Genomic DNA, 17,699 nt, shown 5'->3' on the forward strand with positions numbered 1-17,699 from the left:
GCGACCCTGACGCGGGGCGCATGAATCCGAACAGATAGGTTGGACCCTATGTCGAACGTCACATCCCGGTCGGTCCTGGTCACCGGTGGTAACCGCGGTATCGGTCTCGCCGTCGCGCAGCGTCTGCAGGCCGACGGCCACAAGGTCGCCGTCACCCATCGTGGATCGGGGGTGCCCGAGGGTCTGTTCGGTGTGAAGTGCGATGTCACCGACAGTGATTCGGTCGATCGGGCGTTCACCGAGGTCGAGGAGCACCAGGGTCCGGTCGAGGTGCTGGTCGCCAATGCGGGCATCACCGACGACACCCTGCTGATGCGCATGACCGAGGAGCAGTTCGAGAAGGTCATCGACGCCAACCTGACCGGTGCGTTCCGCTGTGCCAAGCGCGCCAACCGCAATATGCTGCGGGGTCGCTGGGGTCGGATGATCTTCCTCGGTTCCGTGGTCGGCCTGAGTGGTCAGGCCGGGCAGATCAACTACGCGTCCTCGAAGGCCGGCGTCATCGGTATGGCTCGCTCGATCAGTCGTGAACTGGGTTCGCGCTCGATCACCGCCAACGTGGTCGCGCCCGGTTTCATCGAGACCGATATGACCAAAGATCTGCCCGATGACCTGAAGGACATGGCGAAGAAGTTCATTCCGCTGCAGCGCCTCGGCCAGCCGGAAGACATCGCGGCCGTCGTCAGCTTCCTGGCCTCGGAGGACTCCCGCTACGTCACCGGTGCGGTTATTCCGGTCGACGGCGGCATGGGCATGGGTCACTGATCCGCATTCCGCACCGACGTTCCTGTCGACGGCCTCCCTCGTACGGGTCGCCGACCCGCTGACCGAGGCGCACCGCGCCACCGACGAGGTGGCCACAACCCACACTGATTGCAGGAGAACCGAAAACTCATGGGCGGACTGCTCGAAGGCAAGACCATCCTGGTCACCGGCATCATCACCGACTCGTCGATCGCGTTCCACGCGGCCGCGATCGCGCAGGAGCAGGGCGCGAGGGTGATCATCACCGGGATCCCCGACCGCCTGCGGCTCATCGACCGCATCGCCAAGCGGCTGCCGCAGGAGGTGCCGCCTGCCATCGGCCTCGACGTGACCAACGAAGAGGACCTGGCCGCCCTCACCGAGAAGCTGCGCGAGATCGCGCCCGAGGGCGTCGACGGCGTGCTGCACTCCATCGCGTTCGCGCCGCGTTCGATCATGGGCCCGGGTGCGCTGCCGTTCCTCGAGGGCCCCGGTCCCGATGTGGCCAAGTCGTTCGAGATCTCGGCGTGGAGCTACGCCTCGCTCGCTCGCGCCGTGCTCCCCGTCATGAACGAGGGCGGTTCGATCGTCGGTATGGACTTCGATCCGCGCGTGGCCATGCCGTATTACAACTGGATGGGCGTGTCCAAGGCGGCACTGGAGTCGGTGAACCGGTACGTGGCGCGTGAAGTGGGCGCGGCCAAGAAGATTCGCTCCAACCTGATCGCCGCAGGCCCGATCAAGACCCTCGCGGCCAAGGCCATCGCGGGGACCGCCACCGATGATGCCAAGCAGCTCGTCCAGCTCGACGAGTACTGGGACGGTGCCTCACCGATCGGCTGGGACGGCAACGACCCGCGCGCGGTCGGCAAGTCGATCGTGGCGCTGCTCTCGGATTGGCTGCCCGCCACCACCGGCTCGATCATCTATGTCGACGGCGGGGCCAGCCACAACATGTGGTTCCCGGAGAACATGTCGCTGAGCTGATGCCGGACGCCCTGCTGCTGCTGTCCTTCGGCGGCCCCGAAGGTCCCGAGGACGTGATCCCCTTCCTGGAGAACGTCACTCGGGGCCGTGGCGTGCCCCCGGAACGGCTCGCCGAGGTCGCGCAGCACTACCTGCATTTCGGTGGTGTGTCGCCGATCAACGCGTTGAACCTGCAGATCATCGCCGCACTCGAGGCCGACCTGGCCGATGCCGGGATGGATCTGCCGGTCTATTTCGGCAACCGCAACTGGCACCCCATGGTCGAGGACACCGTCGCGCGGATGACCGCCGACGGCGTGCGCTCGGCGCTGGTCTTCCCCACCTCGGCCTGGGGCGGGTACTCCGGTTGCCGCCAGTACGACGAGGACATCAGCCGCGCTCGTGCGGCCGTGGGTGCGGGTGCCCCCGAATTGGTGAAACTGCGCCAGTACTTCGATCATCCGCTGATGATCGAGTCCTTCGCCGACGCGATCACCGCCGCGGTGCACCAGCTTCCGGCGGAGCGCCGCGCGGGCGCGCGCCTGGTGTTCACCGCGCATTCCATCCCCGTCGCCGCCGACATGGCCGCGGGTCCGCCCGCCGACGGTGGCCGCCTCTACAGCCGGCAGGTCGCCGAAGCGGCCCGATTGTGCGCTGCCGCAACAGGGTTCGCCGAATACGACGTGGTGTGGCAGTCGCGCTCGGGTCCACCGCAGGTGCCGTGGCTCGAACCCGACATCGTCGACCACCTGGATGTGCTGCACGGCAAGGGCACCGACGCCGTGGTGGTGTGCCCGGTCGGTTTCGTCTCCGATCATCTCGAGGTGATCTGGGACCTCGACAACGAAGCGTCGGCCCGGGCCGACGAACTCGGTATGGCCTTCGCTCGCGCGGGAACTCCCGGCGCCGATCCCCGGTTCTCCCGGATGATCGTCGAACTCGTCGCCGAACGCGTGAGTGCTGGTCCGGTGCGCGAACTCGGCGCGGTACCCGGTTACGGCTGCACTGTCGACGGTGCCCTGTGTGCCCCCGGTTGCTGCGAGCCGCCCGCGCGCCCGGTCCGTCGCTGAACACAACCGGATAACCATTGCCCGGTGATACCCGGCTCGAGGGGTAGCCTTTGCAGAGTTGCGCTCGACTGATCGGAGGTTTTCCGATGATTTCGACACTGCCGCGCCGCAGCGCCGGTCTCGTCCTGGTGCTCGCCGCCGCCTCGTTGGGCCTGACCGGGTGTGGCAACGACTCCGGCTACCAAACCGAGCCCCCGTTTCCCACCGAGCCGACGATTTCGCAAGGGTCGGTGGAGCAACTGTGCGGCATCCTCGACGGGCAGAAGGGGACGTGGAAGGCGCTGGGCCCGCGGGTCGCGCGGGTGGCGTTCACCGGGGCGGTGCGGCTGTGGACTGTCAACGACACCGTCGCCAATGCCGCCATCTCCTACGATCGCCACATCGTCGACACCGTCACCATCCGCACCTGCCCGCGCGTGCGCGACGCCACGGTCGAGTCGCTCGATGTCCCCGACCTGAAGACCGCTCTCGGCGGATTCTGAACTCGCACTTCCCAGTTCGCTACATCCGCTGTCCCGGAACAATCTTGTGGCTGAATCATGGCCGTGGTGATCGTGATGATCCGCGCATCGAGCGTTTCATCACGCCGACGACTCAGATCTCGCGGCGGGCCGCGGCGTGGATCGCGACGAGGCGGGCTTCGCGGATGGTGTTCCACAGCGGGCGCAGCAGGGATTCGTGCGCGCCGATCGCGGTGGCCGAGGTGGGCGAGGACGCCGGTTCGTGCTGAGCCACGGTGAGGATCGCGGCCACATGATCGGCGGTATCGAGAATTCTCTTGGCGCGCAACGGGATCGAGTCGGGGTAGGCGTGACGAGAATAGGCCGCGAGCTGTGCCTCGATCTGTTCGCGCGGATCGTCGTCGCCGTTACCGACCGAGGTGGTGTGCAGTTGCATCAGGGCGTCGGCGGCGTCGCGGACCGATTCGCGCATCGTGTACTCGGCCTCACCGAGCGACATGTCGTGACCGGCGATGCGGGGGAGGTCCACGCCGTAGACCGTCCACTGCAGGGTCTCGTCGTCGTCCCACTGTGGGATCAAGCCGGTGCCGGGCTCGCCGGGCACACCGAGCAGCAGACCTTCCTCGGCGTCGATCGCGTCGGCCGCGAACGCGGTGCCGACGGGCAGGCCACGCACGTCGCCCGGCGCGGGCAGCACAAGGCGCACTCGCGCACCGGACGGGGCCATCGCTTCGCGGATCACCTTCAGCAGGGGCATGGCGCCCGAGCCCGACGCGCCGCGCGAGGTCCACGGCAGATCCGTGCGTCCGCCGGTGACCGGATCACCCGCCGCGATGGTGTGGCGCGGGGCCCAGGCGTGTAGTGCCTCCAGCACGTCGTCGGGCGCGCTGGTACCGGCCAGCCAGGAGCCGGCCCACAGCGTCAGCGTGGCACTGGGAGAGCACATAATCATCGAGCATAAAGGTTCGCCCGCAATCGCGTGCGCGCACTGAGGCGCTCGATCAGGGCCCACCTGACCTGCTGTGGTTCACTCCGGCTCGGTGACGAAGTCGATGAGCCGTTCGACGGCGCCGATGAGCGGGGCTTCCAGATCTCGGAACGAGTCGACCGCATCGTAGACACGGCGCCAGCCCTGCTGGGGTGTTCCCCAGCCGAGGCGCGCGCAGATTCCGGTCTTCCAATCCTCGCCGCGCGGGACCGTCGGCCAGGCGTCGATGCCGACCGCGGCGGGGCGCACCGCCTGCCACACATCGATGTAGGGATGGCCGGTCACCAGCACGTGCGGTCCGAGGCCGGCGGTCAGATGTGTCTCTTTCGACCCGGTCACCAGGTGGTCGACGAGTACCCCCACGCGCGCACCCGGGCCCGGTTCGAACTCGGTGAGCCGGGCGCCGAGATTGTCCAGGCCCTCCAGGTGCTCGACCACCACGCCCTCCACCCGCAGATCGTGGCCCCACACCCGTTCGACGAGCGCCGCGTCGTGCACGCCCTCCACCCAGATCCGGCTGGTGCGGGCGACTCGTGCGCGCAAGCCCTCGACGCGGGTGGAACCCGACGCCGTACGGGTCGGCTGTTTCGGTGCGGTGGCGGTGGGCTTGGTCAGCGTGACCGGTTTCCCGTCGATCAGGAACGCGGCTTCGCGCATCGCGAACAACCGCACCGCACCGCGCGCGTCCTCGAGTTTCACGAACTCGCCGTCGTAGCTGCGGTCGAATCCGACTACGGCACCGCAGAATCCGCTCGCCGCGTCCTCCACCACCAGGTCGCGCTCGGCGCTCACCACCGGTACCGGCTTCTTCTTGGTCCGATCATGTCCGGAATAGATGTCGCCGTAGCTGTCTCGTCCGCTCACCCTCCGAAACTACCGCCCTGGCCACCGCGCATCGCATCGGGACCGCCGATCCCGCGAGCCCGCCCGCAAACGGGTCATCGGGGCTAGGCTGGCAGTGTGGCCGCAATAATCTGGCTGATCGCGGGCATCGTTCTCGCGGCGGCGGAAATGCTCACCGGAGACCTGATGCTGCTCACGCTCGGCGTGGCCGCACTCGGTACGGCGGGTATCAGCGCCGCCACCGACCTGCCGCTGTGGGGCGACGCGTTGGTGTTCGCCGCGATGGCAGGTGTGCTGTTTCTCGGGGTGCGCCCGGTGCTGCGCCGCAAGTTCGGTACCCCGCCCCCGACTCCGACGAATGCCGATGCGCTGCCGGGCAAGTCGGCACTGGTGATCGAACCGGTGGCGGAGTATTCAGGTCAGGTCAAGCTCGGTGGCGAAGTCTGGACGGCGCGTCCGCTGGACCCGAGCGAAGTGTACGAAGCCGGTGTGACCGTCTATGTGATGAAGATCGATGGCGCGACCGCCGTCGTCTGGAAGGGTCCCTAGAACATGGTTGCCTTGATTGTGGCCGCCGTCCTCGTCCTGTTGGTCGTGGTGGTGGTTTTCAAATCGATCGCGCTCGTCCCGCAGGCCGAGGCGGCGGTGATCGAACGGCTCGGGCGTTATTCGCGCACCGTGTCCGGTCAGCTGACGTTCCTCGTCCCGTTCGCCGATCGCATCCGCGCGAAGGTGGATCTGCGTGAGCGCGTCGTGTCGTTCCCGCCGCAGCCGGTGATCACCCAGGACAACCTCACCCTGCAGATCGACTCGGTGGTGTATTTCCAGGTCACCAGCCCGCAGGCGGCTGTCTACGAGATCAGCAACTACATCGCCGCGGTCGAGCAGCTCACCGTCACCACCCTGCGCAACGTGGTCGGTGGCATGACCCTGGAAGAGACGCTGACCTCGCGCGATCAGATCAACAACCAACTGCGCGGTGTGCTCGACGAAGCCACCGGTCGTTGGGGCCTTCGAGTGGCCCGAGTGGAGCTCAAGTCCATCGATCCGCCGCCGTCGATCCAGGAATCGATGGAGAAGCAGATGAAGGCCGATCGGGAGAAGCGCGCGACGATCCTCACCGCCGAAGGCAACCGCGAAGCGCAGATCAAGACCGCCGAGGGCGCCAAGCAGGCGGCGATCCTGACCGCCGAAGGCGGCAAGCAGTCCTCGATCCTGTCGGCCGAGGGCGAACGCCAGAGCCGCATCCTGCGCGCACAGGGTGAACGCGCCGCCTCCTACCTGCAGGCGCAGGGTCAGGCGAAGGCGATCGAGAAGGTCTTCGCCGCGATCAAGAACGGCAAGCCGACGCCGGAACTGCTTGCCTACCAATACATGCAGACCCTGCCGATGGTGGCCAAGGGCGACGCGAACAAGGTCTGGCTGGTACCCAGCGATTTCGGCAAGGCCCTGGAAGGCTTCGCCCAGAACTTCGCCACCAAGGGCGAGGACAATGTCTTCCGCTACGAGCCGTCCACCGACGAAGCCCCGGTGAAGATCGAGGACGACTCCGACGTAGCCGACTGGTTCGAAACCGCGTCCGACCCGAAGATCGCGGAGGCTGTGCGCGCCGCGGAAGCCACCGCTCGCACCCCGGTCGAAGGTTTCGAAGCGCCGCCGCGCCCGAAAACCTCGGTCGCAAAGGGCAACCCGGAGTTGCCGCCCCCGGCCCCGAACCTGCCCTCCGAGCAGCCCTCGGCCCGCCCGGACGATCCGTACGGTCGCCCGTGGCAGCCACCACAACACGGCTGATCCCGCCGAACAGCGAACGGCCCCGATGCGAATCGCGCATCGGGGCCGTTTCCGTTGACTGACCCTGACTCAATGGGGGAGCGGGAGGAGTTCGACGAGGGAGCCTCGGCCTGTGCCGGGCGGGAGGATGGCGAGGGCCTGGCAGGCGATGAGGCCGGCCAGGTGGGGGGTGTGGGCGGGGCCGGTGCTGCGCCAGACGCCGCCGGGATGTTGTTGGACGCCGACGATGCGGGTGGCCTCGCCTTCCATGACGCCAGCGTCGGAGAGGCGGCCCCACATGGTGGGGCCGGGGGTACGCAGGGTGAGGGCGTCGACGATGGCCTGACCGACGGCCAAGAGGGCGGCGACGGCGGCGAAGGGGTTGCCCGGTAGGCCGAGGAGGACTCGGCCGTCGGGGAGTTGGGCGACGAGGGTGGAGCCGCCGGGGCGGATCGCGATGCGTTCGACGATGATGCGGGCGCCGAGGTCGGCGAGCAGGGTGCGCAGGTGGTCGGCGGCGCCGCGGCCGGTGGCGCCGACCATCACGACCAGGTCGGCGTGGGATTTCAGGGTGAGCCAGGAGCGCAGCAGGTCACGGCTGTCGGCGAGGTGCCACAGGCCGGTGCTCTCGATATCGCAGCAGCGCAGGAACTCCGGCAGCACGGGGCCGAGCGAGTCGCGGGTTTCGCCGGGGCCGAGCGGGCCGACGGCACGGATCTCGTCGCCGGTCATCACCACATCGGCGCGCAAAGGTCCACGCACGGTGACGGTTTCGGCCTCGGCGCTGAGCGCTGCCGAAGCCAGCGCCGCCGAGACGCGGGCGCCCGCACTAGCCAATTCGGTTCCGCTGCTCCAGTGTTCGCCCTGGCGGCGGGTGTCGTCGCGCACCGGTGCGCCGGGCGCTCGCATCACCACCGACTTACCCGACACCGTCGTGGTCACGATGTGTTCGTCGCGCAGGGTCGCCGTGGTGCCGAGCGGGGTCGCGGCGCCGGTCGCGATCCGCACCGCCTCGCCGGGCGCCAGCACCACCGAGCAGCCACGTCCGGCGTAGCCGACCTGCTGGTGCAGCCGCCACCACGGACCCGGTCCCGCGACCGCGTAGCCGTCCATGGCGGCGCTGTCCACGCGAGGCAGGGGAGTGCCCGCGGCCAAGGCCATGGCCAGGGTCGCCCCGACCGCCTCGGCCACTGGTCGCTCTCGCACCGCGATCGGTTCGAGGTCCGCGGCTATCTGCGCGCGCACCCGACCCAGCCCACACTGCACTGCCGGAACTACGCCCACCCGTGCGCTCGTCACCACGTCTCGCCTTCCGAGGACCCAACACCGACACTGCGAACTCATGGTGCGCACCACCGGTTGCCTGCGATTTTCTGGGCAGTTGCCTCGCGATGACGTTGTGCTCACGCACGCGGATGCCGCTCGGTGCGTAGTTCGGCGTCACGTACGTGCCCGCCGGTGTCGTGTCGCGTGCGGGACGGGTTCCGGGCGCTCAGCCGCGGGGGTGGCGAAGCGACCTGCGTGTTCGGGCGCCGGACAGCTGCCTCGCCGCCGGTGCTGGCCGGGTCACGCCTCGGTGAGGGTGTTCGCGAGTTCGGCGGCACGGTCGGCGATGGCGGTGCCCAGTTCGGCGGTGGTCGCGGTGCCGCCCAGGTCCGGCGTGCGGACCGTGCCCGCGGCGAGCACATCGCACACCGCCCGGTCGACGGCGGCAGCCGCGGCGTGCTCGCCGAGGTGCGACAGCAGCATGGCGCCGGCGAGGATCTGGGCGACCGGGTCGGCGATGCCCAGGCCCGCGATGTCGGGCGCGCTGCCGTGCACGGCCTCGAACATCGACGGTGTGTCCGCGGCGGGGTTGATATTGCCCGAGGGAGCGAGCCCGAGTCCGCCGGTGACGGCCGCGGCGAGGTCGGAGAGGATGTCGCCGAACAGGTTCGAGCCGACGATCACATCGAGGCGGTCGGGGTGGAGCACGATTTCGGCGGCGAGCGCGTCGACGTGCATCTGTCGCGTCCGCACCGTCGGATACTCGGCCGCGATGCGCTCGAAAACGCTGTCCCAGTAGGGCATCGAGTGGATCAGGCCGTTCGACTTCGTCGCCGAGCAGAGCTTTCCCGAGCGTTCGGCGGCACGATCGAAGGCGTAGCGGATGATCCGCTCGCAGCCGGTCCGGGTGAACACCGATTCCTGCAGCACGAATTCGTCCGGCCTGCCCGGGTTGTGGATGCCGCCGATCTCGGAGTACTCACCCTCGGAGTTCTCGCGCACGATGAGAATGTCGAGGTCGTCAGCAGAACGGTCGCGCAGCGCCGATTCCGTGCCTGGCAGCAGCCGCACCGGCCGCAGGTTGACATACTGAGCGAAGGCGCGCCGCAGCGGAATCAGCAAGCCCCACAGCGAGATATGGTCGGGCACCCCGGGGAATCCGACGGCGCCCAACAGGATCGCGTCGAACTGCGCGAGCTGTTCGGGCCCATCGGGCGGCATCATCGCACCGGTCCGCAGATAGTTCTCGCACGACCAGTCGAACTCGGTCCAGCTGATTCCCGGCAGGACCCGATCGAGCACCTTCACCGCCTCGACGGTCACGTCGACGCCGATTCCGTCGCCCGGAATGGTCGCGATCCGGTATGTGCGCACGCTGTCTCCCTAAACCTTGACGCCGATGTATTTGGTCTCGAGGAATTCGTCGATGCCGGTGAACCCGCCCTCGCGCCCGAGTCCCGATTCCTTCACCCCGCCGAACGGTGCGGCCGGGTTGGAGACGACGCCCTGGTTCAGGCCGACCATCCCTGTGTCGAGGGCTTCGCAGACGCGCAGTCCGCGTCGCAGGTTCTCGGTGAACACGTACGCGACCAGCCCGTAGGGGGTGTCGTTGGCGCGGGTGATCGCCTCGTCCTCGGTGTCGAAGGTGGCGATCGCGGCGACCGGGCCGAAGATCTCGGTGTGGCACAGTTCGGCGTCGTCGGGGACGCCGGTGAGCACGGTCGCCGGGTAGAACGTGCCGGGACCGTCGATCGCGGTGCCCCCGAGCAGCACCTCGGCACCGCGCTCGCGCGCGTCGGCCACGAGGCGCTCGACCTTGGCGACGGCGTCGGCGTCGATGAGCGGCCCGACCACCACACCCGGTTCGGTGCCTCGACCCATCGGTAGCGCCGCCATCCGCGCGGCCAGTCGTTCGGCGAACTCGTCAGCGATGGCGCGCTGCACCAGAATACGGTTCGCGGCAGTACAGGCCTGGCCGATGTTGCGCATCTTGGCCGCCAGCGCGCCCTCGACCGCTTCGTCGAGGTCGGCGTCGTCGAACACCACCAGTGGCGCGTTGCCGCCGAGTTCCATCGAGGTGCGCATGACGGTGCGGGCGCACTGTTCCAGCAGCAGCTTCCCGATGGCGGTCGACCCGGTGAAGGAGAGCTTGCGCGAACGCGGATCGGCGATGAGCGGTGTCATCAGCGCTGCGGGGTCGGCGGTGGTGACCACATTGACCACCCCGGCGGGCACGCCCGCCGCCGCCAGAATCGCCGCGAGCGCCAGCATCGACAGCGGTGTCTGCTCCGCGGGTTTCACCACGCAGGTGCAGCCGGCGGCCAGGGCGGGAGCGATCTTGCGGGCGCCCATCGCCATGGGGAAGTTCCACGGTGTGATGAGCAGGCTCGGCCCCACCGGCTGCTTCGTCACCAGGAACCGCGAACCGCCCGTCGGGGCGGGCATGTATCCGCCGTCGAGACGAACAGCCTCCTCGGCGAACCAGCGGAAGAACTCGGCGGCATAGGCGATTTCGCCACGCGCCTCCGTCAGCGGCTTGCCCATCTCGAGGGTCATGATCAGCGCGAGGCGTTCGGTGTCGGCGAGCAGCGCGTGGTGCGCGCGCATCAGGATGTCGCTGCGGGTGCGTGCCGGGGTGTTCGACCAGGCCGACTGAGCGCCGTCGGCGGCGGTGAGCGCATCGAGTCCGTCGGCCGCGGTGGCGTCGGCCACCGCGCACAGCGGCGCACCGGTCGCGGGATCGAGGACGGGCAGCGTGGCGGGGGAGTCGCGCCATCGGCCGTCGATGAACAGCCCCTTGGGCACACTGTCGATCGCGACGCGCTCGGCGGCGCTCAGGTTGTCGAGCAGTTGCGCGCTGCTCCCGGACTCATCCATCAGTGCCCTGCCTCCCGACGCGGTGGATCACCCATTGCTGTGACCCCTGCCGCCATGTTATGCATATTGTCAACAATCCGACAATAGACAATCTGGGGAGTCCTTGATGACCGAGCTGTCTCCCGTCCTGAAGCAGGCCACGCCGGTGCACGTCGACCACGGCGCGGGCTGCTACCTCTACGACACCGACGGTCGCCGCTACCTGGATTTCACCGCCGGGATCGGCGTCACCAGCACCGGGCACTGCCATCCCACCGTGGTCGCGGCTGCGCAAGCCCAGGTCGCCAGCCTCATCCACGGCCAGTACACGACGGTGCTGCACCGGCCGCTGCTGGAACTCACCGAGCGCCTGGGCGCTGTGCTGCCCGAGGGTTTGGACGCGCTGTTCTTCGCCAATTCCGGCAGCGAGGCGGTCGAGGCGGCGCTGCGCCTGGTCCGGCAAGCCACCGGTCGACCGAATGTGGTCGTCTTCCACGGCGGTTTTCACGGCCGTACGGTCGCCGCCGCGACCATGACCACGTCGGGAACTCGATTCTCGGCGGGTTTCAGCCCGCTGATGTCGGGGGTGCACGTGGCCCCGTTTCCGACTGCTTTCCGCTACGGCTGGAGCGAGGAGGAAGCCACCGACTTCGCGCTGCGTGAGCTCGACTATCTGTTGGCCACCCTCACCTCGCCCGCGGAAACCGCCGCGTTCATCGTCGAACCGGTTCTCGGCGAAGGCGGCTACATTCCCGGCAACACCCGGTTCTTCCAGGGCTTGCGCGAGCGCGCCGACCGGCACGGCATCCTGCTGGTCTTCGACGAGATCCAAACCGGCTTCGGGCGGACCGGAAAGTTCTTCGGCCACCAGCACTTCGACGTTCGCCCCGACGTGATCACCATCGCCAAGGGTCTGGCCAGTGGCTTCCCGCTGTCGGGCATCGCGGCCTCGCGGGAGTTGATGGCCAAGGCTTGGCCGGGTTCGCAGGGTGGAACATACGGCGGCAACGCCGTGGCCTGTGCCGCCGCCGTCGCGACTCTCGACGTCATCGCGGCAGAGGGTCTGGTCGACAACGCCGCTGTGCGCGGTAGGCAATTGCTCGCCGGTGTCCGGGAGCTCGCCACCAAGGCGATCGGCGATGTCCGTGGCCTCGGGCTGCTGGTCGGGGCCGAGTTCGCCACGGCAACAGGTGAACCCGATCCCGAGACCGCGTCGGCCGCGCAGAAGTCGGCCGTCGACAAGGGGTTGCTGCTGCTCACCTGCGGTGCGCACATGAACGTCGTGCGCATGATCCCGCCGCTGATCGTCACCGAGACCCAAGTCGAGGACGCCCTGGCCATCTGGTCCGAGGTCCTCGCCGAGCTGTAGTCCCGCGTCGTGGTCCCGCTCCGATCTCGAGCGGGACCACGACGCGGAATCCGGGTGGGGCGGCCTCGACGGTGATCCGCGTGTTCACGCCGACCGCCCCGGTCCACTCGCACGACCCAGCTCCGCTCGCACCGCACAGGAAGCAGGAACCGATGGCCCGCTACATGAGCATCACCCTCACCACAGCAGGCGTCACCTGCCGCGCTCGCCTGCTCGACGACGAGGCCCCACTCACCTGTGCCGCTGTCTGGGATGCGCTTCCCCAGGAGGGCGACGCCTTCCACGCCAAGTACGCCCGCAACGAGGTCTACACCCTGGTGCCTCGCATCAGCGCGGCACCGCATCGCGAAAACCCTACTGTCACGCCCATTCCCGGCGACGTGTGCCTGTTCGACTTCGAGCCGTGGGAGATCGGCAACCCCGCCTACGGCTACGAACCGGGCTCGGCCGCCCACCACGCCCAGGGCGCCACCGACCTGGCCCTGTTCTACGGCCGCAACAACCTGCTGATCAACGGCGACCTCGGCTGGGTTCCCGGCAGCGTCTTCGCCACCATCGAGGAAGGTCTCGCGGACTTGGCGGCTGCCTGCAACGGGCTGTGGTTGCGCGGTGTCGAGGGCGAGACCTTGGTTTTCGCCCGCGCGTGAACGGGCGCCGGCGCGAGCCCTTGGCTCGTCGCCGGCTCCCTGGTCGACCGAACGCTCGGCACATGTGCCGAAGTAGGCCCGCGCCCTTGCTGTTTCAGGAGTTCAGCACGGACTCCGCGTGCCTGGCGACCGCGAGAATCAAGTCGTCGGAGTGCCGTGGTCCGACGATCTGCATGCCCACCGGCATCCCGGCGCGAGTCCTGCCGACGGGAATGCTGATCGCGGGTTGCTGAGTCATGTTGAACGGGTAGGTGAACGGAGTCCAGTCGGGCCAGCCGTGCAGTCCGCTGCCCGGCGGTACATCGAGCCCGGCTTCGAACGCGGTGATCGGCATGGTCGGGGTGATCAATACGTCGTAGGCGGTGTGGAAGTTGCCCATCGTGATGCCGACCTCGGCGGCGACGTGGCGGGCATCGAGATAGTCGATGGCGCTGACGGATTCACCGCGAGCCCACGCCGCACCCAAACCGGGATCCACCTTCTCGCGTGACCCGGCGGGGAATTTCGACAGCATCGTCGCCGCGCCCGCCGCCCACAGGGTCTCGAAAGCCGCTCGCGGATCGGCGAATCCGGGATCGACGGCGTCGATGGTCAGATCGGCCTCGGCCAACGCCCGGACGGCGCCCTCGACGATCTCGGCCACCTCGGGGTCGACCTGCGCGTAGCCGAGTGTGGCGGAGTAGCCGACCGACAGTCCCCGCACGTCTCGCTGCACCTGACTGCGGAACGTCGTGAGGGTGGGTGCCAGCGCGGTCGGGTCTCGTGGATCGGGCAGCGAGAGGATGTCCATCAGCAGTGCCGCGTCCTCGACGGTGCGCGTCATCGGCCCGGCGTGGGCGAGGGGCCCGAACGGGCTGGCCGGGAAGAGCGGAATCCGCCCGTGCGTCGGCTTGAAACCGACGATCCCGCAGAACGAGGCCGGAATCCGGATGCTGCCGCCGCCGTCGGTGCCGACCGACACCGGCGTCATGCCACCGGCCACCGCCGCCGCGCTGCCCCCGGACGACCCGCCCGCCGTCGTCGTGGGATCGGCGGGATTGCGGGTGATCCCGGTGAGCGGACTGTCGGTGACGCCCTTCCAGGCGATCTCCGGGGTGGTCGTCTTGCCGACGAAGACCATCCCGTCCTCGCGCAGCCGGGCGGCGACCGGGCTGTCCACCAGCCACGGGCCGCCCGCGTCGACACAGGTGGAACCGCGCAGGGTCGGCCACCCCTCGGTCAGGAAGATGTCCTTGATGGAGATCGGCACGCCGTCGAGCAGTCCACGCGGATTGCCCGACTGCCAGCGCGCCTCGGAGTCCTTGGCCTGCACCAGCGCCCGATCCGGATCCACCAGGCAGAAGGCGTTGAGCGCGCCGTCGCGAGCGGCGATGGCGTCGAGGCAGGCTTGCGCGGCCTCGACGGGGGAGAGCTGCCCGGCCGCGTAGGCCGAAGCCAACTGAACCGCCGTCATCACGGTGGGATCGGTAGGGAGATCGGGCTGCGTCATGGCGGAGCTCCTTCAGCCGGGCACGTACCCGAGCGTCTTGTCGACAACGTTGTCCAGCGGCAGACCGGCTGCCCACCTGCCGAAGTTGTCGGTGAATGCGCGGACGATCTCGGCCCGCCAGCCGTGGAAATCACCCGAATTATGTGGCGTGAGCACCACATTCGGCAGATCCCACAGCGGATGGCCGGTGGGAAGCGGTTCCGGGTCGACCACGTCCAGCGCCGCCGCGGCGATCGAACCGTTGCCGAGGGCGGCTACGAGATCGTCGGTAACCACGAGTTCCCCGCGCCCGACATTGACAAACCTGGCGTGTGGTTTCATCGCCGCGAACGCGGCGGCATCGAACATGTGCCTGGTCTGGGCGGTGAGCGGCGCGATCGCGATCACATAGTCGGCGCCGGGCAATTCGGCATGCAGATCATCGCTGATCGTGCCGAAATCCGGGTCGTCGCCGCGCGCGCGGCGCCCCACCCCGCGCACCGTCATCCCGGTGGCGCGCAACAACCGCGCGATGCTGCGCCCGATCGAACCGGTGCCGACGATCAGCGCCGTCGTCCCGGCCACGCGTTCGGATTCTCGATGTCGCCACTGATGTCGCTGCTGCAACCGGATCGACCCGGGCAGGTCCTTGGCGAACGAAATGATCTGTCCGAGAACATATTCGGCGATCGCCGAGTCGAAGACATTGCGGGTGTTGGTGACCACCACGTCGGAGGCCCGCAATTGCGGGAACATCACCGCGTCGACCCCGACCCCGCCCATGTGCAGCCAGCGCAAACGATCGGCGCCGTGCCAGGCGCCGGGCACCGCCCGGGTCTGGAAGTCGTAGACGAACAGCACATCGGCGCCGCGTAGCGCATCGGCGAGCCCGTCGGCCTCGGTATAACGCACGACGGCACGTTCGGCCACGGGGGCCATGAGGTCCGATTCGGGCACACTGTCACGATGTAGGACGGTGACAATCGGCCCGTTTTCCACATTGACACCGTACGATCAGATCGTATGATTGTCAACAATCCGATCGTGTTCGGAGGTCTGCCCGCTGAGCGCGAGAGGGGCCGCAGTGGAGTTCAGCTTCCCGGACATCGACGGGCCGGTAGCCCAACGAGGCATCGGTGTGATCGCACCGTTCGACCTCGCCCTCGAACGGGAACTGTGGCGGTGGGCGCCCCTGGAGGTGAGTCTGCACCTTGCCCGCACACCGTATGAACCGGTGCCGGTGTCGCTCGCCATGGCCGAACTGGTGTCCAACCCGGCGCACCTCACCGCGGCCACCCACGACGTATTGCACGTGGAGCCGGAAGTCGTTGCCTACCTGTGCACTTCGGGCAGTTTCATCAACGGCCTCGCCTACGAACGATCCCTGCGGGAAACGATCTGCCTGGCGGGCGCACCCGACGCGGTGACCACCTCCGGCGCGCTCGTGGAAGCGATCAAGCACCTCAACATCACCCGCATGTCGGTGATCACGCCCTACGACGAGATCCTCACCGGCAAACTGCACGAGTTCCTCGACGAAGCGGGCTGCGCCACGATGAAGTCCGACCACCTCGGGCTCGGCGGCGGCATCTGGAAGGTCAACTACCGCACCATCGCCGAGCGAATACTCGGCGCCGACGACCCCCGCTCGGAAGCGATCTTCGTCAGCTGCACCAACCTGCCGACCTACGACGTGATCGAGCCACTCGAACAGGCACTGGGCAAACCTGTCCTCACCGCCAACCAGCTGACCATGTGGGCCTGCCTCGGCCGGATGAAGCTGCCCATGATGGGTCCGGGGAAGTGGTTGGTCGATGTCTTCTGAACGGAGCGAGATGCGCACGCCGACCATCGGATTCATCTACCCCGACCACGCCGCCGAGGACGACTACCCGCGTGCGGCGGCACTGCTCGACGTCGCGTTGCCAGTGGCCCACATCTACGGCACCGACCTGCACGCCATCCCCGAACTGCTCGACCTCGGCAGCCCGGAGAAGCTGAGTCACGGTGCTTCCTTGCTCGCCGCCGAGGATCCCGCGGTCGTCGTCTGGGCGTGTACCTCGGGCAGCTTCGTCTACGGGCCCGAGGGCGCCCGCGGTCAGGTCGACAGCCTCGCCGCCGCGGCCGGGGTGCCCGCCTCGAGTACGAGTTTCGCGTTCGTCGAAGCCGCGCGAGCGCTCGGTGTTCGGCGCGTGGCCGTCGTCGCGAGTTACCCCGAGCAGGTGGCGCGGCTGTTCGTCGACTTCCTCGCCGACGCCGACATCGAGGTGGTGTCGATGTCGAGCGCCGGAATCGACACCGCCGCCGAGGTCGGCACCCTCACCCCCGAGCAGGTGTTGCAACTGGCCGTCGCCAACGACCACGCCGACGCCCAAGCGCTGCTCATCCCGGACACGGCCATGCATACTCTCGAGGTGCTCCCCGAACTCGAGGCCGCGCTGGGCAAACCGGTGCTCACAGCGAACCAGGTGACCATCTGGGAAGGTTTGCGGCTGGCCGGGGTCACCGCGTGCGTCCCCGAACTCGGCGCCTTGTTCGCGGAAGGGAGTCGGCATGTCGATCATTGATTTCGAGCCGGTCAACCAGCAGTCCACCGCGGAGATGATCGCCGACCGGCTGCGCGAGGCGATCATGCGCGGTGCGCTGGCGCCCGGCGCCCAGCTCGGTGAATCCGATCTGGCCACCAGCTTCGGTGTCTCCCGCGGACCCGTGCGCGAGGCCATGCAGCGCCTCGTGCAGGAAGGGCTGCTGTTCAGCATCCGCAACCGCGGCATCTTCGTCATCGACCTCACCGCCGACGACGTCAACGACATCTACCGCGCCCGCACCGCCTTGGAAGGCGGCGCACTCGACCTCGTCCTCGACGGCCGCCGCGACATCGCCTACGCCGCATTACAGCCCAGCGTCACCGCGATGCGGCTCGCCGCCGAAGCGGGCGACGCTCCCGGAGTCTCCGACGCCGACCAGGCGTTCCACGAAGCCCTCGTCACCGCGACCGACAGCCCACGCCTCGTCCGTGCCGCCCGTACCCTGCTCATCGAAACCCGCATGTGCCTGGGCGCCCTCCAAACCACCTACCCCGACCTGCGCGAACAAGCCCGCGAACACGTCGAACTCCACGAGGCGATCGGCGCCGGCTCGCCCGAGCACGCACGCGCACTGCTCATGGAACACATGGACGACGCGGTCCGTCGGCTGCGCGACCGTTAGCGAACCGGCGCCGCGGCCTGGCACGCAACAGCAACGCCGCT

18 protein-coding genes are annotated in these 17,699 nt (G+C 68.4%); 11 read left to right on the top strand and 7 right to left on the bottom strand.

Features of this window, described 5'->3' with window-relative positions; all coding sequences use genetic code 11:
• The first annotated feature begins 48 nt into the window (after positions 1–48).
• The 4 genes from fabG1 (at position 49) to ACFWUR_RS07425 (ending at position 3,262) form a co-directional block, all read left to right on the top strand.
• Entirely contained in the window at positions 49–765 is a 717-nt protein-coding gene (gene fabG1, locus ACFWUR_RS07410) for a 3-oxoacyl-ACP reductase FabG1 (protein ID WP_378903353.1), read from the top strand.
• A 129-nt stretch (positions 766–894) separates the two neighbouring features.
• The gene (gene inhA / locus ACFWUR_RS07415) at positions 895–1,731 is read left to right on the top strand and encodes an NADH-dependent enoyl-ACP reductase InhA (RefSeq protein WP_063006367.1); all 837 of its coding nucleotides are present in this window, start codon (positions 895–897) and stop codon (positions 1,729–1,731) included.
• Positions 1,731–2,780 carry a ferrochelatase gene (locus ACFWUR_RS07420; protein ID WP_378903355.1) on the top strand — a complete coding sequence of 350 codons (1,050 nt, stop codon included), beginning with the start codon at positions 1,731–1,733 and terminating at the stop codon, positions 2,778–2,780. Before inhA ends, ACFWUR_RS07420 begins: the two co-directional genes overlap by 1 nt.
• A gap of 86 nt (positions 2,781–2,866) precedes the next feature.
• Entirely contained in the window at positions 2,867–3,262 is a 396-nt protein-coding gene (locus ACFWUR_RS07425) for a hypothetical protein (protein WP_378903357.1), read from the top strand.
• A 112-nt stretch (positions 3,263–3,374) separates the two neighbouring features.
• Here the strand turns inward: ACFWUR_RS07425 and ACFWUR_RS07430 are convergent, their stop codons facing one another.
• Positions 3,375–4,187, bottom strand: a complete 813-nt coding sequence (locus ACFWUR_RS07430; protein ID WP_378903359.1) for a hypothetical protein — start codon at positions 4,185–4,187, stop codon at positions 3,375–3,377.
• An 81-nt stretch (positions 4,188–4,268) separates the two neighbouring features.
• Positions 4,269–5,093, bottom strand: a complete 825-nt coding sequence (locus ACFWUR_RS07435; protein WP_378903362.1) for a DUF3097 domain-containing protein — start codon at positions 5,091–5,093, stop codon at positions 4,269–4,271.
• 96 nt (positions 5,094–5,189) lie between these two features.
• On the opposite strand from ACFWUR_RS07435, the gene ACFWUR_RS07440 reads away from it, so the two are divergent.
• Together ACFWUR_RS07440 and ACFWUR_RS07445 are read left to right on the top strand one after the other, a co-directional pair.
• Complete coding sequence (locus tag ACFWUR_RS07440) at positions 5,190–5,621, top strand: NfeD family protein (RefSeq protein ID WP_378903365.1); 432 nt, start codon at positions 5,190–5,192, stop codon at positions 5,619–5,621.
• 3 nt (positions 5,622–5,624) lie between these two features.
• Entirely contained in the window at positions 5,625–6,863 is a 1,239-nt protein-coding gene (locus ACFWUR_RS07445) for an SPFH domain-containing protein (protein WP_378903368.1), read from the top strand.
• 69 nt (positions 6,864–6,932) lie between these two features.
• Here the strand turns inward: ACFWUR_RS07445 and ACFWUR_RS07450 are convergent, their stop codons facing one another.
• The 3 genes from ACFWUR_RS07450 to ACFWUR_RS07460 form a co-directional block, all read right to left on the bottom strand.
• Positions 6,933–8,141 carry a molybdopterin-binding protein gene (locus ACFWUR_RS07450; RefSeq protein ID WP_378903371.1) on the bottom strand — a complete coding sequence of 403 codons (1,209 nt, stop codon included), beginning with the start codon at positions 8,139–8,141 and terminating at the stop codon, positions 6,933–6,935.
• Positions 8,142–8,408: 267 nt separating this feature from the next.
• Positions 8,409–9,482: a tartrate dehydrogenase gene (locus ACFWUR_RS07455; RefSeq protein WP_378903374.1), complete on the bottom strand. Its 1,074-nt coding sequence runs from the start codon at positions 9,480–9,482 to the stop codon at positions 8,409–8,411.
• 9 nt (positions 9,483–9,491) lie between these two features.
• Positions 9,492–10,985 carry an NAD-dependent succinate-semialdehyde dehydrogenase gene (locus tag ACFWUR_RS07460; RefSeq protein WP_378903377.1) on the bottom strand — a complete coding sequence of 498 codons (1,494 nt, stop codon included), beginning with the start codon at positions 10,983–10,985 and terminating at the stop codon, positions 9,492–9,494.
• 106 nt (positions 10,986–11,091) lie between these two features.
• On the opposite strand from ACFWUR_RS07460, the gene ACFWUR_RS07465 reads away from it, so the two are divergent.
• Both ACFWUR_RS07465 and ACFWUR_RS07470 read left to right on the top strand, forming a co-directional pair.
• Positions 11,092–12,333 (top strand): aspartate aminotransferase family protein, encoded by a 1,242-nt coding sequence (locus ACFWUR_RS07465; protein WP_378903380.1) that lies wholly within the window; start codon positions 11,092–11,094, stop codon positions 12,331–12,333.
• A gap of 152 nt (positions 12,334–12,485) precedes the next feature.
• Entirely contained in the window at positions 12,486–12,980 is a 495-nt protein-coding gene (locus ACFWUR_RS07470; RefSeq protein WP_378903383.1) for a DUF3830 family protein, read from the top strand.
• A 94-nt stretch (positions 12,981–13,074) separates the two neighbouring features.
• Here the strand turns inward: ACFWUR_RS07470 and ACFWUR_RS07475 are convergent, their stop codons facing one another.
• The gene (locus tag ACFWUR_RS07475) at positions 13,075–14,469 is read right to left on the bottom strand and encodes an amidase (RefSeq protein ID WP_378903386.1); all 1,395 of its coding nucleotides are present in this window, start codon (positions 14,467–14,469) and stop codon (positions 13,075–13,077) included.
• A gap of 12 nt (positions 14,470–14,481) precedes the next feature.
• Positions 14,482–15,447, bottom strand: coding sequence for a D-2-hydroxyacid dehydrogenase (locus tag ACFWUR_RS07480; RefSeq protein ID WP_378903389.1), 966 nt, complete (start codon positions 15,445–15,447; stop codon positions 14,482–14,484).
• 85 nt (positions 15,448–15,532) lie between these two features.
• On the opposite strand from ACFWUR_RS07480, the gene ACFWUR_RS07485 reads away from it, so the two are divergent.
• Genes ACFWUR_RS07485 through ACFWUR_RS07495 form a run of 3 tightly spaced genes read left to right on the top strand, consistent with a single transcriptional unit; the run spans position 15,533 to position 17,658 of the window.
• Positions 15,533–16,273: an Asp/Glu/hydantoin racemase gene (locus ACFWUR_RS07485; protein ID WP_378903392.1), complete on the top strand. Its 741-nt coding sequence runs from the start codon at positions 15,533–15,535 to the stop codon at positions 16,271–16,273.
• A 10-nt stretch (positions 16,274–16,283) separates the two neighbouring features.
• Entirely contained in the window at positions 16,284–17,015 is a 732-nt protein-coding gene (locus tag ACFWUR_RS07490) for a maleate cis-trans isomerase (RefSeq protein ID WP_378903475.1), read from the top strand.
• Positions 17,002–17,658, top strand: a complete 657-nt coding sequence (locus tag ACFWUR_RS07495; RefSeq protein ID WP_378903395.1) for a GntR family transcriptional regulator — start codon at positions 17,002–17,004, stop codon at positions 17,656–17,658. The genes ACFWUR_RS07490 and ACFWUR_RS07495 overlap by 14 nt, the downstream gene beginning before the upstream one ends.
• Positions 17,659–17,699: the final 41 nt, after the last annotated feature.

The sequence above is a fragment of the Nocardia sp. NPDC058633 genome (assembly GCF_042717045.1).
Classification (GTDB): domain Bacteria; phylum Actinomycetota; class Actinomycetes; order Mycobacteriales; family Mycobacteriaceae; genus Nocardia.